Here is a 22,499-nt window from a genome sequence, read left to right on the forward strand (position 1 = left end):
GTGGCTCGGGCGGTCGCCTCTTACCGTCTGCGCGGGTGTCCATCCGGTGAGGGCGCCGGCTCATCGGCGACCACGTAGTTGTACAGGTCGTTGTTGCGCGTGTCGGTCATCGCGCCACGCAGGAACACCGGCAGCATCGCATCGCGCAGCCATCGCGTGAGCCGGGTGCGCGGAACGCGCTTGTTGCGGTTGATGGACGCCGCGTACGCGACGACCTTCTCGGCGCGCGGCTGACGACGCTGCTGGTAGCGCGCGAACGCATCCGGGAACCCACCCGTGCGGAGGCACTGCGCGAGGGTCGCGGCGTCCTCGAGGGCCAATGAGGCTCCCTGCCCCGCGCTCGGCGACGTGGCGTGGACGGCATCGCCGAGTGCCACCACCCGGCCACGGTGCCAGGAGGGCACGTGCGTCAGCTCGTAGACGCCGTATGCGCCGACCGCTCCGACGACGCCGTCGAGGATTTGCGGCACGGGGTACGGGTCGTTTCGATGGGCATCGCGCAATTCGGCCAGGATCTCGTCGCGCGGCCAGGTGCGCAGCGCTTCGCGGTCGATCTCCTCGTGCGTGGGGTTGGCGAACCAGTACACGGTGGCGTCCTCGCGTACGAGGTATCCGAAGAAGCCGTGCTCGCCGAACACCATCGTCTGCGCGTCCGGGGTGGGCTGCAGCCCCTCCACCCGCGCGAACCCGCCGACGCTGAGGAGTCCCGCATAGCGTGGCTCCGGGGCGTGCGGATCGATCCAGCGCCGCGTCACCGAGCCGACGCCATCGCAGCCGATGAGGATGTCGCCCACAGCGGAGGTGCCGTCGGCGAAGTGCGCCGTCACGGCATCGGGGCCCTCCTCAATGCGCTCGAGGCGAGTGCCCCATCGCGTCGGGATCTGGGCGGCTTCGGCGGCCTCACGCAGCACGAGATTCAGCCACTCGCGCCGCACGACCGCGCTTCCGCGTTCGGGCTCGCCGGCGGGGCCGTTGGGCACGGTGGCCAGGAGCTGTCCTCTCGCGCCGCGCATGTGCATGTACGGGCAGTGATGGGCATCGCTCAGCAGTCGTTCGCGTACGCCGAGTGTCTCCAGCACCGCCAGACCGTTCGTCGCGACGTTGAGGAACAGGCCACCGAACGCGTCCGGCTCGCGTCGTGATTCGAACAGCTCGACCTCCCATCCGTCGCGCTGGAGGAACAGCGCCATGGCGGGCCCCACCACGCCGCCGCCGATGATGAGTGCCTTCGGCATGATCGCCCTTCGATAGAGTGAACTGAGCAGAAGAGAGTCTCGTTCGCAGAGTCTCTCGGATTTAGAGAGAATAGCAGACGATGAATAACGATGCCCGTCGTGCCGACGCGATTGTGCGTCAGGCGGAAGCCATGCGTGACTTCCAGGCGCGATCGGTGGTGTTCCAGGATGCCGTGGCGCGTTCTGTCGGACTCAACGGCACCGATGTGCAGGCGGTCGGCCTCCTTCTCGGCGAGGGACCCGCGACGCCCGGTGAGCTGGCGGCGCGCACCGGGCTGACATCCGGCGGTGCGGTGACGGCGATGATCGACCGGCTTGAGCGGGCGGGGTATGTGACCCGCTCGCGGGATGAGTCGGATCGACGCCGGGTCATCGTTGCGGCTGATGCCGACGCGCTGATGGCCGACCTCGGTCCGGTATACGCGCGAGTGTCGGAGCTCTGGGGGGAGTACCTTGACACGCTGAGCGTGGAGCAGGTGGAGTTCGCCGCCGCGTTGTTGCAGGCCGCGGCCGATGTGAACCGCCGCGCCGTGGAGGAGATCCGGCGCGGCTGACTCGCGCCGCCGGCACTGGCTACCCTCGTGTCATGGACATGCAGACGGTCACCCTGCTCGTATCGCTCGCCGCACTCGCCATCTCGCTGCTCGCGCTGACGACTGCGGCCCGGGCGTCCCGGCGCCGCGACGACAGTGCGAGCCGGACGCTTCCGAGTGGCGCTGTGCTCAACCCGGGAGTGAGTAGCGCACCCCCGGCGATCCATTCGGCACCCTCCGTCGGGGCTGCGACGAGCGATAGCACATTCGAAGTGCCGGCTGACGTCGTCGAACTGGTGCGGCGGGGGGAGAAGATCCAGGCGATCAAGGCGTTGCGTGATGCGCATCCGGGCCTCGGTCTCGCTGAGGCCAAGCGCGCCGTGGATGCCCTGTCTCAGCTCTGATCAACAGTTTTCGGGCGGTGATCGTCCCCTGCATTGTGCGCGTTGCACAATGCAGGGGATTCGATGGGGGAAGCGGGAGACATGTCGCACGAACTCGTGCACAATTACCGGAAGCTCCCCGCGCGAAACCTTTGGGCGACCCACCCGGAGGGGAAGATCCGAGAGGTTCTGGGTGAGGGGTGCGCGGAAACTCCCCTACTCCGAGAACCCGAGGAATCATGAAGAAACTCACCAAGGCCGCTATCGCGGCCGCCGCCGGCACGGCGCTGCTGCTGGGCGCCGGCGGAACGCTCGCCTCCTGGAACGCATCGGTCAACGCGGGCGGGGCCACCATCACCGCCGGTGACCTCGCCTTCGTCGAAACGGCCCCCACCGGCACCTGGCAGGTCAAGAAGAACGCGGCCGCGACCGCGGTGGCCATTGCGGACATCAGCACGTTCCGGGCCGTCCCCGGCGACATCCTCATCTATACGTCCACCGCGACCGTGCGTGCCCGAGGCGACAACCTCAGCTTCACGGTGGGCCTCACCCCCGGCTCGATCACCGGTGCGACGGCATCGGCCGCTGATACCGCGCTCGCGGCGACCCTCTCCGGTGCGGTGACCTATGCAGTCTCCAGCACCGCCCCCGGCGTGACAGTGACGAACAACTCGTTCACGATCACGAACGTCGGCGCGGCCGAGAAGACCTACCCGGTCACCGTGACCGCCACCATCACCTGGCCGTTCGGCACATCGGGTTCCGACAACGCGAACAAGACCGGCGCAGTGAACCTGTCGCAGTTCGCCGTCCTCGTCAACCAGGTCGCAGCCTCCTGATCGGACGCGGGTGCCGCCGACGCAATGCGGCGGCACCCGGGCAGCGCAGATGACGACCGCTGAGCACACCAACACCACGGCCGTCCCCGCCCGGGGCGTGTCGCGACGCAGCGAGCGCGCTCGACGCGCGGTCGCTGCTCGCCGCGCCCGCAGGCGCTCCGCCGGTGTGCTCACCGCATTCGTCGGCGCGGGTGTCGTGCTCGGACTCGCCGGTGTCGGCGGCACGTATTCCTTCCTCACCGCGCAGATCACCGCACCGGCGAGCGTGGTGAAGGCGGGATCGCTGAGCCTCACCGTGGACGGCGCACAGAGCGCCGCACTGGCGGCCCTCCAGCTCGCACCGAACGTCTGGCAACTGCGTTCCGTGACCGTCATGAACACCGGGGACGCGCCGGCCGCCCTGACCGCCTCGGCAGCGATCACGAGTGCCGATCCGATCTCGGCCGACGCTGTGGTGCGCCTCACGACGGTGCCCTTCGGCTCCACGTGCGTGGCGGGGGGAGTCGTGCCGACCGCCCCGCTCTCCGGATTCAGCGGCGGGCTGGGATCCCTCGCACCGGGAGAGCGCACCGTGGCCTGCCTCGAGGTCGGGCTCCGCCCGGCGACCCCGCCCGATCGCAGCGGTCAGGCAATCGCCTTCCAGCTGACCATCACCGCACAGCAGCAGGCGGGGTGAATCCATGACCGCTTCGCATCGCCGCTCTCGCACCTGGATCGCCTTCGGTGTGGCGTTGCTCACGGTGCTCTTCACCGGCGTCGCGAGCACGTCGATCGCCTCATGGACGACCGCGGTCCCGGTGACCGGCACCGTCACGACGACGCGCGTCGCGATCACCCAGCAGGGGTTCGGGGCGCTCTCGGCCACCTACCTGAACAGCTCGATCAATCCGCTCGCGGCAGACTTCGAGGGCCCGGGCCTCGCCAGCACGGGTGTGTTCACCGTGACCAACACCGGCGCCGCCGCCGGAGCGGTCACCGTCAGCCTCACGGCGGGAACCGGCGCGCTCGGCACCGTGCTGAACAGGACGGTCTGGCCCGTCAGCCAGTCGGCCGATTGCACGCCCCAGGCCGCCGTCGGCTCCCCGATCTCGACGATCGGGACGACGTGGGCATCGGGCGGCTCCTTCACCACGGGCTCGCTCGGAGCGGGCGCTTCCGCGATCTTCTGCGTGCGATCGTTCGCCGACCGCGCGGCGCTGGCGAATACGAGCGGTACCCAGACCGTGTCGGCGAATCTGTCTGCAACGCTCGCCGCCGCGGGATGGACCACCGCGCCCGCAACCGACACGCTGACTCTGAAGACGGCGGCCGTCTATCCCCTCACGGCGACGATCACCCCCGACAACAGCCAGCTCGGGTGGATGATGCTCCGGCTGGCGAGCGATCCGGCCACCTGTCTCCAGATGGCCAATGACGGGGGCGTCGGAGCTGCGGTCAACCTCGGCCCCTGCCGCGCCGCAGGTCAGACGAAGCCCTACACGCGCTCGATCTGGCAGCTGACGGGGGCCATCGCCAACAACACGGTGCTCACGATGCGTCCCGGAACGGCCACCACCGCCCGTCTGGCCGCCGCCGCGGACGGGAGCGTGAGCCCGGCCGCCGCGAACGCCGTGCTCGGCGCCGGCGGCAGCGCTCAGAACCAGCGCTGGTTCGTGCAGGAGCGACAAGCGCAGCAGTACCAGCTGGTCTCGATGCTCAACGGCAAGTGTCTGGGCATGGTGTCGGGGGCGGGGCGGCTGGTCGACTGCACTGATCCGGCAGTCGTCGTGCTGACCACACCCGAGGCGATCGCACCGAGCGCCGGACTCGGGCTGCTCGGTCTGAACATCTCGGCGATCCTCGACGTCGGTGCGGTCCGGGCGACATCGACGGCGCCGGGCTACAAGGTGCAGATCGCGAACTCCGCGAACCCCACCAGCTGGAACTCCTGCGTTCTGCTCGGACTCGGCCAAGCAGTCGTACAGCCCGGCAGCAGCTCGGTGTCGTGCGTGATGCTGCTCACGGCGGGTCAGGCCAACTACATCCGGGTCACCGATGCCGGCTCGGACAGCGACATCATCATGCAGTTCGTCACGAAACTCACCTGTACGAACCTCATCACCCTCGTCTGCTCGGATCCGACGGTGGATCAGGTGAGGCGATGAGGCCGCATCGCGGACGCCGGCTGGTGCCGGCTGCGGCGATGTCGGCGATGGCGGTCGCGGCGATGCTGGTCATCGCACCGGCGGTCGCGCGCGCGTCCCCGTCATCCGATGCCGGGCCGCTGGAGATCTCCCATGACGGCGTCACTTTCACGGTGGACGGCGACGAGCCGCTGTTCGACGCCATCGACCGCGTCGTTCCCGGGGACCGCCTCGCCGAGAGGCTCTGGGCGCGAAGCGCTGCCCCGACGGAGGGTCGTCTGGGCGTCCAGCTCACCGACGTGACGGCCGATGACCTCGCGCTCTCCCGGGCGATCAGCATCGCAGTGAGCGTGGACGGCGTACCGGTCGGCTCGGTCACCCTCGCCGATGCGGACGGCGGGTGCATGGTGATCGACGACTCGACCCTGCTCCAGCCGGGAGAGACCGCCCGCATCGACGCCGAGCTCACCGTGTCCGCTGCGCTCGGGGGCCCCTCGCTGCCGGGCGGGCAGGACGGGAGCGTGGGCTTCGAAGTGCGTCTGACTCTCACTGACTCCGCCATGCCCGAAAGCGGACCGGGCCCGTGTCGCACCGCGCCGACGGCGACGCCCTCCCGCACCGCGCCGACCGGCGTGCCGTCGACATCCCCGGCGGGGCCCGGCACGCTCCCGGCGACCGGTGTCACGTCGTTGGTGCTGGTTGCCGTGGCCGCGCTCGCCGCGACGGTGGCCGGCGCAGCCATGCACCGTAGCCGGAGGACGCGATGACGGATACCGTGCCGAGCTCTCGCCGCGAACGCCGAGCGCGGCGCACCGAGAGCGCCGAGCGAGGGCTGCTGTCCTCCCTCGGCAGCGCGGTGATGGCGGTCGTGCTGGTCATGATCCTGGCGATCGCGGCAGCCGCCATCGTCGTCCCCGCGGTGACCGGATCCACGGCCCTCACGGTGCTCACCTCGTCGATGGAGCCGAACCTGCCGCCCGGCACCCTGATCGTCGTCCGTCCGACGCCGGCCGAAGAGATCCACCCCGGCGACATCGTGACGTATCAGTTGCGCAGCAACGAGCCCGAGGTGATCACCCATCGGGTGATCCAGCGCACGGCGCTCGCGGACGGCCAGCTGGTGTTCATCACCCAGGGTGATGCCAACCCCGTGCCCGACGACGCCCCCGTGCAGGAGGTGCAGATCCGCGGCACGCTCTGGTACGCGGTGCCGTATCTGGGGTGGATCAGCGTCTGGCTTACCGGGCCGTGGAAGGCGTGGGCGATCCCGCTGGCGGCGTTCCTCCTCTTCGGCTACGCCGCCCTGCTCGTGGTGTCCCACCTGCGGGACAAACGTCGTTCGTAGCGCGCGATTTGTCCCTCACTCCCGGCAATTCGGTCGTTTCGCGCGCTATGAAACGGCCTCGCCGACCAGGCGACGAGACAGGACCGTGGCGCCGGCGACGGCCGTGGGCAGCACGAGGATCGGCGCGAGCGGGATCAGCATCAGCAGCTGGGTGGCGGCCCCGAAACCCCACACCCGTGCGCGGTCGCGCCGGCGCACCTCGCGGCGCTGGCTCCGATCGAGCCCGCGATGCGTGAGCGCGCGTGAGGTGAGCTCATCGGCGAGAACCCGGCCGGTGAGGAGGACGCCGACGACGGGGCCGAGCACGGCGCCCACCACGGGGATCAGCCCCACTGCGGCCGCGACCAGGGAAGCGAGGACCCCCTTCAGCACCAGCACGACCCCGTCGGCGATGCTGCGCCCGATGCCGTAGGGACGATCGGGCGCCTCGCCGCCGCCGCTGATCTCCACAGCCCGCCACACGCGCTCGTAGAAGGGATCCCCGAGCGCGAGCGTGAGCGCGACGAACACCACGCTGGCCAGCAGAGCCGTTCCCACCAGGACAGCCAGGGTCGCGGCGACGCGGACGATGCTCGACCAGATCGCGGGCCAGGAGTCGAGGAACGGCGTCCAGTCGTCGATGAACGCCGGAACCGTCAGCGCCACAGCGATCCACGCACCCAGCAGGATGGCTCCCGCGATCACGGCGGGCACCAGCGCCAGTGCCATCACCTTCGGCTCACGGCGCCACCAGATCGCGGCGCGGAACAGGTCGAGGGCACCCTGGATGAAACGCTGCATGCCCACACCCTACGGGGCGCGGCGTCGCGGCGTACCGGCTACGGGCGGATGAGGGCGGTAGCGTTGACCACGGAGAGGATGGCAATGAAGAGGATCACCGTGGGCGCGGGCGCCGGGCCGAACATCGTCGCAGGAATGATGCGCATCGCCGAGATGCCGGACGACGCGGTTCGCGAGCTGGTGGGCACCGCACGCGATGCCGGGATCGACTTCTTCGATCACGCCGACATCTATGGCGGTTCGCTCCACGCCAGCGAGCGTCGTTTCGCCGAGGCGATGGCTCTCACCTCCTCGGAGCGCGAACAGATCACGCTGCAGACGAAGGCCGGAATCGTTCCCGGTGCGGGCTACGACTTCTCCTACGAGCATCTCGTTGCCTCGGTCGAGGGCTCCTTGCAGGCGCTGCGCACCGACTACATCGACATCCTGCTGCTGCACCGCCCGGACGCGCTGATGGAGCCCAACGAGGTGGCTCGCGCGTTCGATGACCTTTACGACGCCGGCAAGGTGCGTGCGTTCGGCGTCTCCAACCACACGCCGCGTCAGATCGAATACCTCTCGCGGTGGATCCGCCGTCCGATCGTCGCCAACCAGCTCCAGCTCTCGCTACCGCACGCATCGATCATCGCGCAGGGCATCGCGATGAACACGTCCGGCGACCAGGCCGTGGACCGCGACGGCGGGGGAGTGCTCGACTACTGCCGCGACGAGAACATCACGATCCAGGCCTGGTCTCCGATGCAGGGACCGAACGGCGTGTTCCTGGGCTCGACCGCGTACCCCGAGCTGAACGCGGTCATCGATCGCCTCGCGGCGAAGTACGACGTGCCTCCCATCGCCATCGCCACCGGCTGGATCACCCGCCACCCCGCCAACATCCAGGTGGTGATGGGAACCACCAGTCCCCAGCGGATCGCCGACGCCGCCCTCGGATCGGAGATCCCGTTCACGCGCGCGGAGTGGTACGAGCTGTTCACCGCGGCGGGGCACGTGGTGCCATGAGCACCGAACCCGATCGGCGGCAGCGGCGCCCGGAACAGGTGAGTCCGGTGGTGGCGCTGCTGACGCTCTCGTCGGTGTGGGATGCGGAGCTGGGGGCGGCGCTGTCCGATCTCCGGCTGACCACCCGCAAGTACGCGCTGCTCGCTCACATCCACGGTGCGCCGGGGATCTCATTCAGCGAGCTGGCCCGGCGCAGTCAGATCACCGTGCAGTCCGCGCACACCGCCGTGAAGGCCCTGGTGGCGGACAAGCTGGTGCAGGACGCCACCGCCCACGCGGGAGCGGCCTCCAACCTCCGCTCCACACCGGCGGGCGAGGCCGCGCTGCGCGAGGCGGGGGAACGCGTCGCTGCCCTCGACGCCCGGCTGCACCAGTCGGCGCCCGCTCTGGCGGCGGCGCTGATCACGGCTGACGACGAGCCTCATCTGGCGCGCTGACTCGCAGACAGTCCCCAGCTTGGCGGGCCTCCTTCAGCTAGACTGAAACTACCTTCAGGTGGGCTGAAGGGATGTGACGAAGCAGGTGGAGATGTTCCGCACCCCCCGTTCTCTGTTCCGCGTCCTGGCGATCGCCGAGGCGATCACCTGGACGCTCCTGATCGGCGCCCTGATCGCCCGGGCGACGGGAGCCGATCCGATCGTGGTCACCATCGCGGGTGGCATCCACGGTCTGGTCTTCCTGTCGTACGGCGCGACGGCCATCCTGGTGGCGTTCAACCAGCGCTGGGGCGTGGGTCCCGCCGTGCTCGCCATCGCGAGCGCCGTCATCCCCTACGCCACCATCCCGGTGGAGATCTGGCTCCAGCGCTCCGGGCGTCTGGAGGGGCAGTGGCGACGGGAGGCGACGGATGATCCCCGCGACGCCGCCTGGTACGACCGCTGCATGCGCTTCTTCCTGAATCGGGCCTGGCTGCTCGCCGTGGTCATCGTGGGCGCCATCGTTGCCCTCTACGTGGTGCTGCTGCTCGTGGGCCCTCCGGGCGGGCGGTGACCTCTTCCCGATGCGCGATCGGAAGTGATTGATTGCGCACCATATCAATCATCTGCAATCATGAGTGGACGCATTCACGATGGGAGCGATGATGACCGAGGCGACACCGGGCGCATTCATGGAGGAAGAGCTGACCAGTCAGCCGGACACCTGGGCGCGCGCCAGCGCGATGACCGAGGAGCAGCGCAAGCTCCCCGCGAACGGGCAGCGCGTGGCCGTCGTCGGCTGCGGCACGTCGTGGTTCATCGCCCAGGCTTACGCGGACCTGCGTGAGCGCGGCGGGCACGGCGAGACCGATGCCTTCACCGCCACGGAGGCTCCGCTGGCCCGCGGCTACGACGCCATCGTGCTGCTCACGCGCTCCGGCACCACCTCGGAGATCCTCGCCATCGCGCGAGAGCTGCGGGGGAGGGTTCCGCTGATCGGCGTCACGGGAGACCCGACCTCGCCTTTCGTCGAGCTGGTGGACGAGGTCGTCGTGCTCGACTTCGCCGACGAGCGCTCCGTGGTGCAGACGCGGTTCGCCACCACTGCCCTCGCGCTGTTTCGCGCTTCGCTCGGGGAGGACCTCACGGCGGCGATCGCGGATGCGCGCGCGGTGCTCGCGGAGGACCTCGAGGACGACCTGGTGAACGCCGAGCAGTTCAGCTTCCTCGGCACGCACTGGAGCTACGGCCTGGCCAATGAGGCGGCGCTCAAGATGCGCGAGTCCTCGCAGTCGTGGACCGAGGCGTACTACGCCATGGAGTACCGCCACGGGCCGATCGCGATCGCCGCCCCGGGACGGGTGACCTGGGCTTTCGGCGAGGTGCCGGAGGGTATCGCCGCCGATGTCGCGCGCACCGGGGCGCGCTTCGAGCACCGCGACATCGACGCGATGGCCGACCTCGTGCGCCTGCACCGGGTGGCGCTGGAGCGTTCGCGTCGTCGGGGGCTGGACGCGGACAAGCCGCGTAACCTGACGCGTGCCGTGATCCTCGACGCATGACCTCTCTCGGCCCCGGTGCCGCCGTCCTCGCCTTCGATGTCGGCGGCACCGACACCAAGTCGGCTCTGATCGATGAGACCGGCACAGTGCGTGATCTTCGCCGCACGGCGACGGCTCGTGGCGCGGATGCGGCCGGGGCCGTCGTCGCGGATGTGGCACGACTGGTGCGCGAGCTGCGTGAGCGGCATCCCGGGGCCGATGTCGCCGGGGTCGGCGTCGTGGTGCCTGGGCTCGTGGACGAAGCTGCCGGCGTCGGCGTCTTCTCCGCCAACCTCGGCTGGCGCGACGCGCCGATCGCCGCGCTGCTGCAGGATGCGATCGATCTGCCCGTCGGATTCGGACACGATGTCCGCGCCGCCGCCCGCGCCGAGCTGGAAATCGGCGCGGCCCGCGGGCTTCGTGATGTGGTGATCGTTCCCATCGGCACGGGCATCGCCGGCACCATCGTCACCGACGGACGCATTCTCGTCTCGGGTGGGTACGCGGGAGAGCTCGGGCACACGCTCGCGGATCCGCACGGGGACCCGTGCCCCTGCGGCGCGGTCGGCTGCCTGGAGACGGTGGCCTCGGCAGGCGCGATCGTACGTCGTTATGCCGAGCGCAGCGGCACCCGCCTGCCGGGCGCCCGCGACGTGCTCGCGGCCGCGCGCATGGGCGATCGGGTGGCGGATGGCGTCTGGAACGAGGCGATCGACGCCCTCGCCCAGCAGATCGCGCGACTGGCCGGAGTCCTGGCGCCGGAGGCCATCGTCATCGGCGGCGGTCTGGCGCAGGCCGGCCCTCTGTTGTTCGGCCCGCTCGCCGAACGGGTCGACGCGCTGCTGTCGTTCCACCGTCGCCCGCGGCTCATTCCCGCCGCGGTGGGCGAGGACGCCGGGCTGCTCGGATCCGCCCTTCGCGCCCGTGAGGTGCTGTCGTGATCCTCACGGTGACACCCAATCCCGCGCTGGACATGACCTGGCACGTCGACCGGCTGGAGCCGGGGCAATCCCACCGGGTGGAAGCCGGGGTGTCGCGCGCCGGGGGCAAGGGACTCAATGTCGCCCGCGTGCTCCACCAGCAGGGGGAGCGCGTGATGGCACTGACCACGGCCGGTGGCCGAGTCGGTGCCGAGCTGCGCGCGGAGCTGGAGGCATCCGGGCTGGTGCACAGACTGATCCCCGTGGTCGCCGAGACGCGGCGCAGCCTTGCCCTGGTGGATGAATCCGCCGCATCCGCGACGGTGCTCAACGAGTTCGGGACTGCCCCGACGGCCGCGGAGACCGCCGAGCTGTGGGACGCGGTGCTCACCGCGGCGGCGCAGGCCCGCGCGGTGGCCATCAGCGGCAGCCAGCCGCGGGGAGCGGACCCGACCGTCCTGGTCTCCGCCATCGCCGAGCTTCGCGCACGCGGCATCCCCGTGCTCGTCGACACCAGCGGCACCGCCCTCATCGATGCCGCCGAAGCGGGGGCCGCCGTGCTCAAGCCCAACCACCACGAACTCGCAGAGGCCACCGGCATCGCGGACGTCATGAGCGCAGCGCAGGCACTGCTTCGTCGCGGCTCCACCCTGGTGCTGGTCTCGCAGGCGGAGGAAGGCATGCTGCTCGTGCACCGTGACGGCCGCGCCCTGCGCGCCCGTTTCCCCGACGTCGTCCGCGGAAACGCCACGGGAGCGGGAGATGCCGTGTCGGCGGCGATCTCCGTGTCGCTCGCCGATGACCCCGCCCTCGCCCTGTACGACGCGTTGGAGGTGCTCGCCCGCCGCGCGGCGGCCTGGGGTGCTGCGGCCGTCGCCGCCCCGCAGGCCGGTGACCTGGATCCCGACATCGCCCGCCGCACGGCCGATGTCATCATCACCCCGGTGTCCGAAGCGTCACCACCCGAAGGAGCCTCATGACCCTCGCTCGAACCTCGGACCTGCTCGCCGCCGCAGCGGCGGACAGCGTCGCCGTCGGTGCGTTCAACGTGCTGCATCTGGAGACAGCGGAGGCACTGGTGTCCGCCGCGGAGCGCAGCGGACTGCCGGTGATCCTCCAGATCTCGGAGAACTGCGTCACCTTCCATGGGTCGCTGGCGCCGATCGCCCGCGCGAGCCTCGCGCTCGCGGCTGCGGCCACCGTTCCCGTGGCCGTGCACCTGGATCACGCGGAGAGCGACGAGCTGGCGCTGGCGGCCATCGATCTCGGCTTCACCTCGGTGATGTATGACGGCGCGAAGCTGCCGTTCGCCGACAACGTGGCCACCACCCGCCGCGTCGTGGCGGCCGCACATGCGGCGGGGGTGTCCGTCGAGGCCGAGCTGGGCGAGATCGGAGGCAAGGATGGCGCACACGCTCCCGGGGTACGCACCGATCCCGCCGAGGCCGCCGAGTTCGTCGCCGAGACCGGCGTGGACTCCCTGGCCGTTGCGGTCGGCTCCTCCCATGCGATGACGGAGCGTACGGCGACGCTGGACCTCGAGCTCATCGCACGGCTGGCGACGGCGGTCCCGGTCCCCCTGGTGCTGCACGGATCGTCGGGGGTGGCCGACGAGGTCATCGTCGCGGGCATCCACGCCGGACTGGTGAAGGTCAACGTCTCCACTCACCTCAACGCGTCCTTCACGGGCGCGGTGCGTTCGTACCTCGCCGAGAATCCCGCGGTCGTGGACTCCCGCAAGTACATGGCCGCAGGACGAGCGGCGCTGTCGGCGGAGGCGGAGCGGCTGCTGCGCCTGTTCCGGGGGCAGTCGTCGTGAATCGCGATCAGCGCCTTTCCGCCATCCTCGATCTGCTCGGTGAGGCCGGGCGCATCGAGGTGGAGGACATCGTCGAGCGCCTGGCGGTATCGCCCGCCACCGCGCGGCGCGATCTGGACGCGCTGGCCGAGCAGCAACTGCTCAACCGCACGCGCGGTGGTGCGGTTGCGCACTCCGTGGCCTACGACCTCCCGCTGCGATACAAGAATCAGCGACACGTCGACAGCAAGGCCGCCATCGCCGGGCGGGCCTCCGAGATCACCCCGCGAGGTGCCGTGATCGGCCTCTGCGGCGGAACGACCACCACCGCGATCGCCGACGCGCTGATGTCTCGTGCGGATCTGCAGGACCCGTCGCCCGAGCCCGGCCTGACCGTGGTCACCAATGCGATCAACATCGCGATGCACCTGGCCGCGCGGGATCAGATCAAGACCGTCATCACCGGCGGAGTGCTGCACGCGCGCTCCTATGAGGTCGTCGGCAGCTACGCCGACTCGGTGCTCGGGGCGATGAACCTCGACATCGCCTTCATCGGCGCCAACGGCCTCGACGCTGCCGTGGGAGCCTCGGCCAGTGACGAACGAGAGGCGGCGGTCAACCGCCTCATGGCCCAGCGCGCCGAGCGTGCGGTGCTGGTGGTGGACTCCTCGAAGATCGGGACCCGATCCTTCGCGGCGATCGGGGGAGCGGAACTGTTCGACACCGTGATCACGGACGACGCCGTGAGCCCGGAACAGCTGGAAGCGCTGCGCACAGCGGGTTATCAGGTCATCGTGGCCGAGGCTGGGAATAGCTGAGCCTCCATCGCGTTGAAACTTGAGTGAAGGCAACTCAAGTTTCAACCTGGAGGTATCGTGCCTGATGACCGCGCCGCCGACGGCGGCAACTCGTTCGACGACTTCCTCGCCCGCTACCTGGAGGGCGAGCGCGCCCGTGCCGCGCGATCGATCGACCTCGCGCGCTTCCTGAGCGCGGGTACCCAGGAGCTCTTGCAGACCGCGGGCCGGTATGCGCTGGGCCGCGGGCAGAGCGAACTCGACGCGCTGCACATCCTTCGCGTCCTGCTGGACACGGCCCCCGCCCACGACGCGTTGCGCCGGATCGGGGCGGATGCGGCCGCACTGGCGCGAGCCGTGGAGTCTCGTCTGCCGTCCGCGGCAGAGCCGATCAGCGCCGACGGGGCCGTGATCACGCCGTCGGTGCGCCGCACGCTGTTCCACGCACTGCAGGTGGCGCGCTCCTCGGGCTCCACGTACATCGATCCCGAGCATCTCTTCTTCGCCCTGGTGCTCGCACAGGACACGCCCTCGGGCGCCGTGCTGGCTGAACACGGCGTGACCGCCGATGCCCTCGTGCACGGTGTCCGCGAATCCGTGGCGGCGCCGACAGAGACCCCGGGCGGCTCGGAGGGCGCTTCGGCGCCGCAGAGCATGCTGGAGACCTACGGCACGGACCTCACCGAGCGCGCCCGCGCGGGTGCCCTGGACGTGGTGATCGGCCGTGAGGACGAGATCGAGCAGACCATCGAGATCCTCAGCCGCCGTACCAAGAACAACCCCGTACTGGTGGGTGAGGCGGGTGTGGGCAAGACCGCCGTGGTGGAAGGACTCGCGCAGGCGATCGTCGCCGACACGGTCCCCGCCCAGCTCCGAGGGCGTTCGGTGATCATGCTGGATCTGCCCGCGATGCTTGCCGGAACCCGCTACCGCGGGGACTTCGAGGAGCGGCTGACGAAGACGCTCGAGGAGATCGCGACGCGCAACGACGAGGTCATCGTGTTCATCGATGAGATCCACACGGTGGTCGGAGCAGGTGCGGGCGGCGACGGCGCGATGGACGCGGGAAACATCCTCAAGCCCCGGCTCGCTCGCGGTGAGCTGCACTTGGTGGGTGCCACCACGCTCGCCGAATACCGCACCATCGAGAAGGATCCTGCGCTGGAGCGCCGGTTCCAGCCGGTGCGCGTCGGCGAACCCAGCATCGAGGACGCCGTCGCCATCCTGCACGGGCTGCGCGACGCCTACCAGGACCACCACCACGTCACCTACACCGACGACGCGCTGCGCGCTGCCGTCGAGCTGAGCGACCGCTATCTGACCGATCGCGTCCTGCCCGACAAGGCGATCGACCTGATCGATCAGGCCGGCGCGCGCGTGCGGTTGCGTTCCGGCGCCGTCGTCGACACCACGGCCCTGCGCACGCGGCTCGGCGAGCTGGAGGCGCAGAAGAACGCGGCCGTGGCCGCCGAACGCTACGAGGAGGCGAGTGCATTGCGGGACGGCATCGCGGAGGTCGAGGCGCAGCTGGCGGCGGCGTCGCGGGCCGGCGTCCCGCCGGTGATCGGCGAAGCCGAGATCGCCGCGGTGATCTCGCGGGCCACGGGCATCCCGGCGTCGCGGCTCACGGAGACCGAGCGAGAGCGCATGGCCGAACTCGAATCCGAACTGCACCGCCGCGTGGTGGGTCAGGACGACGCGGTGTCCGCGGTCGCCCGAGCGGTGCGGCGCAATCGCACGGGGATGAGCGATCCGCGCCGTCCCGTCGGCTCGTTCCTGTTCCTCGGCCCCACGGGGGTGGGCAAGACCGAGCTGGCCAAGGCGCTGGCGCAGAGCCTGTTCGACGACGAGGATGCGGTCATCCGCTTCGACATGAGCGAGTTCGGCGAGCGTCACACGGTGTCGCGGCTGATCGGGGCCCCTCCGGGGTACGTCGGCTTCGACGATGCGGGCCAGCTCACGGAGCGGGTGCGGCGCAATCCGTACTCGATCGTGCTCTTCGACGAGATCGAGAAGGCGCACCCCGACATCTTCAACCTGCTGCTGCAGGTGCTCGATGACGGTCGTCTCACCGACGGACAGGGGCGCACCGTCGACTTCCGCAACACGGTGGTCGTGATGACCAGCAACATCGGCGGCGAACTGCTGGCCAGTCGCGGCGGCGCCATCGGCTTCCTCGCGGACGGCGGCGGCGAGACCGGTTTCGGATCGCAGAACGAGTTGCGCGAGCGCATCATGGGCCGGCTCCGGGAGCAGATGCGTCCGGAGTTCCTCAACCGCATCGATGAGATCGTGCTGTTCCGCAAGCTCGCCGCCGAGCAGTTGCAGCAGATCGTCGGGCTGCTGATGCGCGAGACCCGTCAGCGCCTGGAGAGCCAGGGCATCGAACTGGCGGTCACCGAAGCGGCCACCGCGTGGATTGCGCGTAACGGGCACCAGGCGGAGTACGGCGCTCGGCCGCTGCGCCGCGTGATCCAGCGCGAAGTGGACGACCGGATCGCCGACCTTCTGGTCGGGGGCGCAGTTGGCGCCGGCGACACCGTCGTGGTGGACGTCGTCGATGACGCACTGAGCGTGCGCGCCCCACAGGAAGTTCTCGCCTGACCGCGACGACGAAGGACCGGACGTGTGTCCGGTCCTTCGTCGTCTCCGGCGCCCCCTCCGGGACTTCGTGCGTCGCGCACGTTGCGTTACGCTCGCCGGGTCCGGCGCACCCGAGAGGTGGAAGACTGGACGGGTGAGCATTCAGAGCGACGAGTACGCCCAGTTCCGCCGGCAGCGCCGCGCCTATGCCACCGGCCCCACCGGTCCGCTGGCGCTCGTCGAGACCACCTGGCTGGCGCCGGGGGAGACCGGCATCCCGGAGCCCGCCGGTTCGGAGACCACGCGGCTCACCACCCTGGAGCGCGAGGACCTCGATCACGGCGGCGTGCAGCGCGGCTACCGGATCTGGGACGACGCGGCACCCACGCGTGCGGCCTTCGAGGACATCGACGCGTACGACTTCGACGAGTCGTGGGTGCTGAACGGCCGCTTCGAGCTGGTCGCCGAGGAGCGCCTGGTGCCCTTCGAGCACATCGCGGACGGCGGGCGGCTGCGCCAGCACGGTGCCGCCGGCGACGTGGTCTTCAGCCACGAGGGCACGGAGTACCGGCTGGCCGCGTTCGACGCGGACGATGACGACTCCGTGCAGCTGGTCTTCGCGGACACGACCAACGGCGCCGAGACCTACGGCACGGGTCGTTTCCTGTGGGTGGACCTGCCCCCGCAGTGGCGTGACCTCCGCCCGGGCGAGAGCGTGCCCGTCGAGGTCGACTTCAACCGGTCGGTGATCCCGCCGTGCGGCTTCTCGATGTGGTTCAACTGCCCGCTGCCGCCGCTGTCGAACCGTCTGCCGTTCCCGATCCGCGCTGGGGAGAAGCACGTGCGATTCGCTCCCGGCTTCGACCTCTACGCCTGAACAACCCGTTTCATTGCGCGCAAGACGCTCGAAAAGTGGGCGAATTGGAGCCAATCGCGCGCTATGAACGGGTCGGGGGTCCGCTCAGCAGTCCAGCAGCTCGCGGATCATCGTTCGGTACGGTTCCGGGTCGATGCCCTGGGATTCAAGCCACTCGGGGGAGTAGTAGCGGTCGGCATAGCGTTCGCCGCCGTCGCACAGCAGGGTGAGCACACTTCCACGCTCACCCGCAGCGCGCATCTGCGCGACGATGCGCAGCGCCGCCCATAGACCGGTGCCGGTGGAACCGCCGGCCTGCCATCCGGTGCGCTGCTGCAATTCGTGGATGGCGGCGATCGATGCCGCATCGGGCACCTTCATCATCCGGTCGATCACGCCGGGCTGGAAGCTGGGCTCCATGCGACCGCGGCCGATTCCCTCGATGCGTGACGGCGTGGGGCAGTGCACCGCGGGATCATCGGTGCGCCAGCCCTCGAAGAAGCACGAGTTCTCCGGGTCGGCCACGCAGACGCGCGTACCGCGGCGGGTGTAGCGCACGTAGCGGCCGATGGTGGCGGACGTGCCGCCCGTGCCCGCCGTGGTCACCACCCACGCCGGCACCGGATGCCGCTCGGCCTTCATCTGCCGGAAGATCGAGTCGGCGACGTTGTTGTTGCCGCGCCAGTCCGTGGCCCGCTCCGCGTACGTGAACTGGTCCATGAAGTGACCCCCGGTCTCGGCGGCGAGCCGCGCGGATTCCGCGTACACCGCTCCCGGCTCGTCGACGTAGTGGATGCGTCCGCCGGCGAACTCGATCAGCCGCGTCTTCTCCGCACTCGTCGTTCGCGGGACCACGGCGATGAAGGGGACACCGATCAGCCGCGCGAAGTACGCTTCCGACACGGCGGTGGATCCGCTGGACGCCTCGATCACCGGAAGACCGGGCCGGATCCATCCGTTGACCAGGCCATAGAGGAACAGCGAGCGCGCCAGCCGGTGCTTGAGGCTGCCCGTGGGGTGGGTGGACTCGTCCTTGAGATAGAGGTCGATGCCCCAGCTGATCGGCAGCGGGAACTTCAGCAGATGCGTGTCGGCGCTGCGCACGGCGTCGGCGTCGACGGCGCGGATGGCCTCGGTGAGCCAGGCCTCGTAGTCGGCGTCGCTGCGATCCACGTCGAGCGTGGTGTCGTCGGCGAGGATACGGGCAACGGTCATGACACTCCGTTCAGAAGGTGATGGCATCGCCGGCGGCCACCGAGACGCGCTCCACGAAGAGCACGCCCACCAGGGTGCCGGGCTCGGCTGTGGTCGAACGGCGACCGCGCGTCTCCAGAGCCTTCACGGTCGCGGGCTCGGATCCGCCCGCCGCGTGCTGGATGGTGATCCGGTCTCCGGCGGACAGCCGCGCGAACTGGACGCGGCCGGTGGCCACCGTTCCGCGTCCGGTGATCTGGAACACGTCCTCCACCGTCAGCATCCCTCCGGTCGCCGCGGCGACGGGCGCTTTCGCAGCCGACGACGGGGCGGGAGATTCGGCGTGGAATCGCGCCAGCATCTCTTCGGGGGTTTCCAGATCCTTCTTACGTCCGAACCAGCCCATGCGCCCAGTCTAGGGGCGGGGCCGTGCCGCTCTCAGTCTCCGGCGGCGACTTCGGCCAGGATCTCCGCACCCAGCGCCGCATAGTCGGCTCGATCATCGCTCTGCGCCAGCAGGATCGCGCCCACCGCGGCCGCCCACCCGCGAGCCCGCACCCAGAGCATGTCGTCGGGCGCCGCCAAGCGATCCTGGAAGAGCCGCCGACCCCGGGCATCGAACAGCAGCCAGGCTGCGGCGAGATCGTACGCCGGGTCGCCGCCCGTCACATCCCCGAAATCGACGATCGCCGCCAGCCGTGATCCGGAGACGACGAGGTTTCCCGGATGAAGGTCGCCGTGGATCCACACCGCGGGTCCGGCATACGGCGGAACCGCCACCGCACGCTCCCATGCCGCCCGCGCGGCAGCGGGCGCATCGATTGCGGCGAAGCGTGCCGCATCCGCTTCAGCGCGCTCGCTGAGCGGGATGCCGCGATACGGATTCGTGGGCGCGTCGGGACGGGAGGCAACGTGCAGCAGACGAAGCGCATCGGCGAGAGCCGAGGCCCAGGCTGCGCGCGCCGGTCGCGGGGTGTGCCACGCCGCGACTCCGCTCACCCAGGGCACCACCGACCAGGGATGGGGGAATCGCTCGGACGGGACGCCGGCGTGGATCGGCGCGGGCACCACGACACCGCTCGGTGCAAGCCGTTCGGCGATTGCGGGAAGCACCCGCTGTTCATTGCGCAGGAGCTGGTCGGCGAGTGCCCGCCGGGGAATGCGCACCGCGCGATGCTCACCCAGGCGCCAGATGTCGTTGTCCCACCCGGAGGCGATCAGCGTGAGTGGATCATCGGCGTACCGCAGACCCGCGAAGCGCAGCACCTCACGCAGCTGTGCCGCGTCGAGACCGTACTCCGCTTCGGGAGAGCTGGCCACTCAGCCCTGACCCGAGCGGGGCTTCAGACGCACCAGCCGCTCGTGACCGGTCTCCTCCAGCTCGGCGACGGTACCGCGTGCCTTCACGAAGTCGGAGAACGACGAGTACCCGAGCGCCTTCTCGTTGAAGGAGGGATCCATGCGCTTCATGTGCTGCTTGACCGCCGACGAGTGCAGCCAGTCGGCATCGTCCTTCTCGTGACCGGTGCGCAGCGCGCGCTCCAGCAGCTGCGTGGCGAGCACCTCCGGATCGTCCTTCTTGGTGCGTCGTGTGGGGCGCTTCGCCGCCTGTTCCGCGGGAGCGGCGGGCTCGTCGGGGAGCACGCCGGGAAGCGAGTCGTATGTGGCGAAATCGTCGCAGGCGGCGGCCAGTGACTTCGCGGTGGAGCCGGCGACGCCGATACCCACCACGTATCGTCCGAGCCGCTTACAGCGCTGGGCGAGGGGGACGTAGTCCGAGTCACCGGCCACGATCACCACGTGGGTGAGGTCGGGGAGACGGAACATGTCCTCCACCGTGTCGACCGCGAGCCGGATGTCGGCGCCGTTCTTCGCATACGCCGCGGCGGGAAACAGCTGCACGAGGTCGACGGCGCGAGCCACGAGTTGGTCGCGGTACTCCGCGTTCACCGGGGAGGACCAGTCGGCGTAGGCGCGTGTGAGCACCAGGGTGCCGAAGCTCGCGGCGAAGTCGATCACCGCGCCGATGTCGACCCGGGCCTCCGTGAGGCGGGCCACGATCTCCGGATCGCTCGGATCCTGGATGATGCGCTGTCGATCGCGTCCGTACGAGTTGCGTCCGTGGACGCTGTCGTACCAGCTCATGACGATGTTGTCGAAGTCGAGGTACACCGCAACGCGGCCGGAAGCGTCAGCCATCTGCTCAGTCTCTCAGTCGGTGCTCTCGCCCGGGTAGACCAGGCCGATCTGCGAACGGATCTCGTCCAGGCACGCCATGATGGCCACCGTCTCGTCGATGGTGAGGATGTCGCCGCCGAACTCACCGGCGGCCACGAGGCGTTCGGCGGCGAGCGCCTCGAAGTACAGACCGGTGCCGTCGTAGTCGGATTCGTAACGCTCCAGCACCGTGCCGTCGTTCGCGATCACCTGGAAGGACGTTCTCGCGTACCAGACGCCGGCGATCTCGATGCGGGCCTCGGTGCCGAGGATGGTCGCGATGTTTCGTCCCTTCGTGCGCGATGAGCTGAAGGTGGTCGCGATCTGCCCGCCCGGATAGGTGAAGATCGTCGCGAGTTCCTCATCGGCGCCCGTGTCCATCATCCGTGCCGCGGCGAGAATCCGCTCGGGCCGGCCGAACACATCCCAGGTGAACGAGATCGGGTAGATGCCGAGGTCCAGCAGCGCTCCGCCGCCGAGCTCCAGTGCGTTCAGCCGGTGGGCGGGATCCGCGGTGATCGCCTGCGTGTGATCGGCGGTGAGACTGCGCACCTCGCCGAGGGTCCCCGCGGCGAGGATCTCGCGGATGCGGATCATGTGCGGCAGATAGCGGGTCCACATCGCCTCCATCGCCAGCACCCCCTTCGCGGCAGCGGCATCGCCGATCTGCGCCGCCTCCGCGGCGTTGACCGTGAAGGCCTTCTCGATGAGGACGTGCTTGCCCGCGTCGATCATCAGCAGAGCGGGTTCGATGTGCTGCGGATGCGGGGTGGCGATGTAGACGATGTCGACGTCCGGGTCTGCGGCCAGATCGGCCCACGAGCCGTGTGCGCGGGGGATGCCGAACTCGGCGGCGAACGCGTCGGCGCGGTCCTGTGTGCGGGATGCGACGGCGACCACGTCACGTCCGGCCACTCGCAGATCCGACACGAACGAATGAGCGATACCGCCCGTGGCCAGGATGCCCCATCGCAAAGCAGTCATGAAGCCGAGCCTAGCGGGCGCAGATGCTTGCGGGGCGGTGGCCGCCTGGTGACCGTGGTGCAGGATGGAGCCATGTCCGCATTGGTCTCCGCCGCAGAACTCATCACCGAACTCTCCAGCGGCCGGCCGCCGCGACTTCTCGACGTGCGCTACCAGCTGCTCAAGCCCGACGGCCGTGACGACTACCGCGCCGGGCACATCCCCGGAGCCGTCTACGTGCCCCTCGAGGAGGAACTCTCCTCCCACGGGGATCCGGCGGACGGTCGTCACCCGCAGCCCTCGCAGGAGACGCTGCAGAACGCGGCACGTCGGTGGGGCCTGAACGACGGCGACCGCGTGGTGGTCTACGACGGCGGATCCACGCTGGCCTCCGGGCGCACCTGGTGGACCCTGCGCGGCGCCGGGGTCGACATCCGCGTGCTTGACGGCGGTCTGCCCGCGTGGATCGCGGCGGGCGGCGAGCTGGCCACCGACGATGTCGTGCCGGCGCCGGGGACCATCACGCTGGGCACCCTCCCCACGGGCATCGACATCGGCACAGCCGCCTCGTGGCCGGTGGACGGGGTGCTCGTGGATGTGCGCGCCGCCGAACGCTTCCGCGGCGACGTGGAACCGATGGATCCCATCGCGGGGCACATCCCGGGGGCCGTCAATCTGCCCTCCGCGACCTACTTCCGCGAAGACGGCACCTTCCGCTCGCCCGCCGAGATCGCCGCAGCCTTCGATTCCGTCGGCGCCACCGCTGACGTGAAGGTGGCCACCTATTGCGGGTCCGGCATCACGGCGGCGCAGGCCGCGCTCGCCGCCGAGGTGGCGGGGCGCTCCGTCGCGGTGTTCCTGGGTTCCTGGAGCGCCTGGTCCAACACCCCCGGTCTTCCCGTCGCCACGGGCGACGCCTGAACCGCTCGCCCTGGGCGGTAGAGGGAAAACGCACCTCCGGCCGGTGCCGGGGG

At 69.9% G+C, this 22,499-nt stretch carries 25 protein-coding genes; 18 read left to right on the plus strand and 7 right to left on the minus strand.

Going from position 1 to position 22,499, the window contains the following annotated elements; genetic code table 11:
* Positions 1-20: 20 nt before the first annotated feature.
* The gene (locus LQ566_RS13650) at positions 21-1,235 is read right to left on the minus strand and encodes an FAD-dependent oxidoreductase (protein ID WP_231092270.1); all 1,215 of its coding nucleotides are present in this window, start codon (positions 1,233-1,235) and stop codon (positions 21-23) included.
* Between the two features lie 80 nt (positions 1,236-1,315).
* Between LQ566_RS13650 and LQ566_RS13655 the strand changes: the two genes are divergently transcribed.
* The 7 genes from LQ566_RS13655 (at position 1,316) to LQ566_RS13685 (ending at position 6,458) form a co-directional block, all read left to right on the plus strand.
* Positions 1,316-1,789, plus strand: coding sequence for a MarR family winged helix-turn-helix transcriptional regulator (locus tag LQ566_RS13655; protein ID WP_231092271.1), 474 nt, complete (start codon positions 1,316-1,318; stop codon positions 1,787-1,789).
* A 32-nt stretch (positions 1,790-1,821) separates the two neighbouring features.
* Positions 1,822-2,172: a hypothetical protein gene (locus LQ566_RS13660; RefSeq protein ID WP_231092272.1), complete on the plus strand. Its 351-nt coding sequence runs from the start codon at positions 1,822-1,824 to the stop codon at positions 2,170-2,172.
* Between the two features lie 218 nt (positions 2,173-2,390).
* Positions 2,391-2,990, plus strand: a complete 600-nt coding sequence (locus LQ566_RS13665) for an alternate-type signal peptide domain-containing protein (RefSeq protein WP_231092273.1) — start codon at positions 2,391-2,393, stop codon at positions 2,988-2,990.
* A gap of 49 nt (positions 2,991-3,039) precedes the next feature.
* Positions 3,040-3,666, plus strand: coding sequence for a hypothetical protein (locus tag LQ566_RS13670; RefSeq protein ID WP_231092274.1), 627 nt, complete (start codon positions 3,040-3,042; stop codon positions 3,664-3,666).
* A gap of 4 nt (positions 3,667-3,670) precedes the next feature.
* Complete coding sequence (locus tag LQ566_RS13675; protein WP_231092275.1) at positions 3,671-5,134, plus strand: hypothetical protein; 1,464 nt, start codon at positions 3,671-3,673, stop codon at positions 5,132-5,134.
* Positions 5,131-5,880 (plus strand): hypothetical protein, encoded by a 750-nt coding sequence (locus LQ566_RS13680; protein WP_231092276.1) that lies wholly within the window; start codon positions 5,131-5,133, stop codon positions 5,878-5,880. Before LQ566_RS13675 ends, LQ566_RS13680 begins: the two co-directional genes overlap by 4 nt.
* The gene (locus tag LQ566_RS13685; protein WP_231092277.1) at positions 5,877-6,458 is read left to right on the plus strand and encodes a signal peptidase I; all 582 of its coding nucleotides are present in this window, start codon (positions 5,877-5,879) and stop codon (positions 6,456-6,458) included. The genes LQ566_RS13680 and LQ566_RS13685 overlap by 4 nt, the downstream gene beginning before the upstream one ends.
* A gap of 45 nt (positions 6,459-6,503) precedes the next feature.
* Here LQ566_RS13685 and LQ566_RS13690 read toward each other — a convergent pair whose 3' ends face one another.
* Positions 6,504-7,238: an EI24 domain-containing protein gene (locus LQ566_RS13690; RefSeq protein WP_231092278.1), complete on the minus strand. Its 735-nt coding sequence runs from the start codon at positions 7,236-7,238 to the stop codon at positions 6,504-6,506.
* 84 nt (positions 7,239-7,322) lie between these two features.
* On the opposite strand from LQ566_RS13690, the gene LQ566_RS13695 reads away from it, so the two are divergent.
* The 10 genes from LQ566_RS13695 to LQ566_RS13740 all read left to right on the plus strand — a co-directional run bounded on the left by LQ566_RS13695 (position 7,323) and on the right by LQ566_RS13740 (position 17,172).
* The gene (locus tag LQ566_RS13695; protein ID WP_231092279.1) at positions 7,323-8,240 is read left to right on the plus strand and encodes an aldo/keto reductase; all 918 of its coding nucleotides are present in this window, start codon (positions 7,323-7,325) and stop codon (positions 8,238-8,240) included.
* On the plus strand, positions 8,237-8,677 hold the full coding sequence (locus LQ566_RS13700; protein ID WP_231092280.1) for a MarR family winged helix-turn-helix transcriptional regulator: 441 nt from the start codon (positions 8,237-8,239) through the stop codon (positions 8,675-8,677). Before LQ566_RS13695 ends, LQ566_RS13700 begins: the two co-directional genes overlap by 4 nt.
* Positions 8,678-8,768: 91 nt before the next feature.
* Positions 8,769-9,230 (plus strand): DUF3817 domain-containing protein, encoded by a 462-nt coding sequence (locus tag LQ566_RS13705; protein ID WP_231092281.1) that lies wholly within the window; start codon positions 8,769-8,771, stop codon positions 9,228-9,230.
* A gap of 91 nt (positions 9,231-9,321) precedes the next feature.
* On the plus strand, positions 9,322-10,218 hold the full coding sequence (locus tag LQ566_RS13710; protein WP_231092282.1) for an SIS domain-containing protein: 897 nt from the start codon (positions 9,322-9,324) through the stop codon (positions 10,216-10,218).
* Entirely contained in the window at positions 10,215-11,138 is a 924-nt protein-coding gene (locus LQ566_RS13715) for an ROK family protein (protein WP_231092283.1), read from the plus strand. The genes LQ566_RS13710 and LQ566_RS13715 overlap by 4 nt, the downstream gene beginning before the upstream one ends.
* Positions 11,135-12,097 (plus strand): 1-phosphofructokinase family hexose kinase, encoded by a 963-nt coding sequence (locus LQ566_RS13720; protein ID WP_231092284.1) that lies wholly within the window; start codon positions 11,135-11,137, stop codon positions 12,095-12,097. The genes LQ566_RS13715 and LQ566_RS13720 overlap by 4 nt, the downstream gene beginning before the upstream one ends.
* Complete coding sequence (locus LQ566_RS13725; protein ID WP_231092285.1) at positions 12,094-12,936, plus strand: class II fructose-bisphosphate aldolase; 843 nt, start codon at positions 12,094-12,096, stop codon at positions 12,934-12,936. Before LQ566_RS13720 ends, LQ566_RS13725 begins: the two co-directional genes overlap by 4 nt.
* Positions 12,933-13,733 carry a DeoR/GlpR family DNA-binding transcription regulator gene (locus tag LQ566_RS13730; protein WP_231092286.1) on the plus strand — a complete coding sequence of 267 codons (801 nt, stop codon included), beginning with the start codon at positions 12,933-12,935 and terminating at the stop codon, positions 13,731-13,733. The genes LQ566_RS13725 and LQ566_RS13730 overlap by 4 nt, the downstream gene beginning before the upstream one ends.
* A 57-nt stretch (positions 13,734-13,790) precedes the next feature.
* Positions 13,791-16,316 (plus strand): ATP-dependent Clp protease ATP-binding subunit, encoded by a 2,526-nt coding sequence (locus LQ566_RS13735; protein WP_231092287.1) that lies wholly within the window; start codon positions 13,791-13,793, stop codon positions 16,314-16,316.
* A gap of 133 nt (positions 16,317-16,449) precedes the next feature.
* Complete coding sequence (locus tag LQ566_RS13740) at positions 16,450-17,172, plus strand: DUF1684 domain-containing protein (RefSeq protein ID WP_231092288.1); 723 nt, start codon at positions 16,450-16,452, stop codon at positions 17,170-17,172.
* A gap of 84 nt (positions 17,173-17,256) precedes the next feature.
* Here the strand turns inward: LQ566_RS13740 and LQ566_RS13745 are convergent, their stop codons facing one another.
* Genes LQ566_RS13745 through LQ566_RS13765 form a run of 5 tightly spaced genes read right to left on the minus strand, consistent with a single transcriptional unit; the run spans position 17,257 to position 21,546 of the window.
* Positions 17,257-18,366, minus strand: a complete 1,110-nt coding sequence (locus LQ566_RS13745; RefSeq protein ID WP_231092289.1) for a PLP-dependent cysteine synthase family protein — start codon at positions 18,364-18,366, stop codon at positions 17,257-17,259.
* Between the two features lie 10 nt (positions 18,367-18,376).
* The gene (locus LQ566_RS13750; RefSeq protein WP_231092290.1) at positions 18,377-18,751 is read right to left on the minus strand and encodes a hypothetical protein; all 375 of its coding nucleotides are present in this window, start codon (positions 18,749-18,751) and stop codon (positions 18,377-18,379) included.
* Between the two features lie 32 nt (positions 18,752-18,783).
* Entirely contained in the window at positions 18,784-19,665 is an 882-nt protein-coding gene (locus LQ566_RS13755) for a phosphotransferase (RefSeq protein WP_231092291.1), read from the minus strand.
* Positions 19,666-20,544, minus strand: a complete 879-nt coding sequence (locus LQ566_RS13760; RefSeq protein WP_231092292.1) for an NYN domain-containing protein — start codon at positions 20,542-20,544, stop codon at positions 19,666-19,668.
* A 12-nt stretch (positions 20,545-20,556) separates the two neighbouring features.
* Positions 20,557-21,546 (minus strand): Gfo/Idh/MocA family protein, encoded by a 990-nt coding sequence (locus LQ566_RS13765; RefSeq protein ID WP_231092293.1) that lies wholly within the window; start codon positions 21,544-21,546, stop codon positions 20,557-20,559.
* Positions 21,547-21,618: 72 nt separating this feature from the next.
* On the opposite strand from LQ566_RS13765, the gene LQ566_RS13770 reads away from it, so the two are divergent.
* Positions 21,619-22,446 (plus strand): sulfurtransferase, encoded by an 828-nt coding sequence (locus LQ566_RS13770; RefSeq protein ID WP_231092294.1) that lies wholly within the window; start codon positions 21,619-21,621, stop codon positions 22,444-22,446.
* The last annotated feature ends 53 nt before the right edge of the window (positions 22,447-22,499 follow it).

Source organism: Microbacterium nymphoidis, from assembly GCF_021044885.1.
Taxonomy (GTDB): domain Bacteria; phylum Actinomycetota; class Actinomycetes; order Actinomycetales; family Microbacteriaceae; genus Microbacterium; species Microbacterium nymphoidis.

What these genes read in the sequence shown, in the direction of transcription:
- LQ566_RS13680 (WP_231092276.1), top strand. Translation starts at nt 5,131, where the DNA reads ATGAGGCCGCATCGCGGACGCCGGCTGGTGCCGGCTGCGGCGATGTCG.
- LQ566_RS13695 (WP_231092279.1), top strand. Translation starts at nt 7,323, where the DNA reads ATGAAGAGGATCACCGTGGGCGCGGGCGCCGGGCCGAACATCGTCGCA.
- LQ566_RS13705 (WP_231092281.1), top strand. Translation starts at nt 8,769, where the DNA reads ATGTTCCGCACCCCCCGTTCTCTGTTCCGCGTCCTGGCGATCGCCGAG.
- LQ566_RS13665 (WP_231092273.1), top strand. Translation starts at nt 2,391, where the DNA reads ATGAAGAAACTCACCAAGGCCGCTATCGCGGCCGCCGCCGGCACGGCG.
- LQ566_RS13745 (WP_231092289.1), bottom strand. Translation starts at nt 18,366, where the DNA reads ATGACCGTTGCCCGTATCCTCGCCGACGACACCACGCTCGACGTGGAT.
- LQ566_RS13765 (WP_231092293.1), bottom strand. Translation starts at nt 21,546, where the DNA reads ATGACTGCTTTGCGATGGGGCATCCTGGCCACGGGCGGTATCGCTCAT.
- LQ566_RS13750 (WP_231092290.1), bottom strand. Translation starts at nt 18,751, where the DNA reads ATGGGCTGGTTCGGACGTAAGAAGGATCTGGAAACCCCCGAAGAGATG.
- LQ566_RS13660 (WP_231092272.1), top strand. Translation starts at nt 1,822, where the DNA reads ATGGACATGCAGACGGTCACCCTGCTCGTATCGCTCGCCGCACTCGCC.
- LQ566_RS13760 (WP_231092292.1), bottom strand. Translation starts at nt 20,544, where the DNA reads ATGGCTGACGCTTCCGGCCGCGTTGCGGTGTACCTCGACTTCGACAAC.
- LQ566_RS13710 (WP_231092282.1), top strand. Translation starts at nt 9,322, where the DNA reads ATGACCGAGGCGACACCGGGCGCATTCATGGAGGAAGAGCTGACCAGT.
- LQ566_RS13690 (WP_231092278.1), bottom strand. Translation starts at nt 7,238, where the DNA reads ATGCAGCGTTTCATCCAGGGTGCCCTCGACCTGTTCCGCGCCGCGATC.
- LQ566_RS13655 (WP_231092271.1), top strand. Translation starts at nt 1,316, where the DNA reads ATGAATAACGATGCCCGTCGTGCCGACGCGATTGTGCGTCAGGCGGAA.
- LQ566_RS13685 (WP_231092277.1), top strand. Translation starts at nt 5,877, where the DNA reads ATGACGGATACCGTGCCGAGCTCTCGCCGCGAACGCCGAGCGCGGCGC.
- LQ566_RS13715 (WP_231092283.1), top strand. Translation starts at nt 10,215, where the DNA reads ATGACCTCTCTCGGCCCCGGTGCCGCCGTCCTCGCCTTCGATGTCGGC.
- LQ566_RS13725 (WP_231092285.1), top strand. Translation starts at nt 12,094, where the DNA reads ATGACCCTCGCTCGAACCTCGGACCTGCTCGCCGCCGCAGCGGCGGAC.
- LQ566_RS13770 (WP_231092294.1), top strand. Translation starts at nt 21,619, where the DNA reads ATGTCCGCATTGGTCTCCGCCGCAGAACTCATCACCGAACTCTCCAGC.
- LQ566_RS13700 (WP_231092280.1), top strand. Translation starts at nt 8,237, where the DNA reads ATGAGCACCGAACCCGATCGGCGGCAGCGGCGCCCGGAACAGGTGAGT.
- LQ566_RS13670 (WP_231092274.1), top strand. Translation starts at nt 3,040, where the DNA reads ATGACGACCGCTGAGCACACCAACACCACGGCCGTCCCCGCCCGGGGC.
- LQ566_RS13675 (WP_231092275.1), top strand. Translation starts at nt 3,671, where the DNA reads ATGACCGCTTCGCATCGCCGCTCTCGCACCTGGATCGCCTTCGGTGTG.
- LQ566_RS13650 (WP_231092270.1), bottom strand. Translation starts at nt 1,235, where the DNA reads ATGCCGAAGGCACTCATCATCGGCGGCGGCGTGGTGGGGCCCGCCATG.